This is a genomic window from Bradyrhizobium sp. NBAIM08 (genome assembly GCF_020193935.1).
GTDB classification, from domain to species: Bacteria; Pseudomonadota; Alphaproteobacteria; order Rhizobiales; family Xanthobacteraceae; genus Bradyrhizobium; species Bradyrhizobium yuanmingense.
Genome location: NZ_JADYVR010000763.1, coordinates 1 through 416, shown reverse-complemented (window position 1 = coordinate 416; position 416 = coordinate 1). Strand labels below are relative to the sequence as shown.

The following is a 416-nucleotide window of genomic DNA, read 5'->3' as shown; positions in this document are numbered from 1 at the left end:
CATCAATGCGTCCGGTCGAGCCGCGAGGATCTGGCTGAACGTCGCATGCGACAGCGCCGCCATGCCGGCCGGTCCTGGTTCGGCGAACGCCCGAGGGTCGTCGTGATGGTGCACGATCGTCGCGCCGGCGTCGATGCAGGCGATGCAATCGGCGGCGATCTCGTCGGGCGTGATCGGAACGTTCGGGTTCTGCGTTCGTCGGGTGGCCCCATTGACCGCAACTTCGAGGATGACGGGTTGGCTCATCGAGGCGCACCCTACGGGAGCCGCCACCCCCCGGAGCGACCGGTCGGTCGGCGACGGCTCACTGGGCGACGAGGTGGATCAACAGCGCCGTCTCCGGGTTCATCACCGGCAGCTGCAGCCCGGTGGTCGCGAGCATCCGAGCCGACATCTCCACGCCGCCGGACCACCAC

At 69.0% G+C, this 416-nt stretch carries 1 protein-coding gene; it reads right to left on the bottom strand.

Annotation, left to right across the window (positions count from 1 at the left end):
- A partial coding sequence (locus I6F37_RS41945) for a 3-keto-5-aminohexanoate cleavage protein (RefSeq protein ID WP_225154665.1) occupies positions 1–246 on the bottom strand: 246 nt, incomplete at its 3' end.
- Positions 247–416 lie beyond the last annotated feature (170 nt).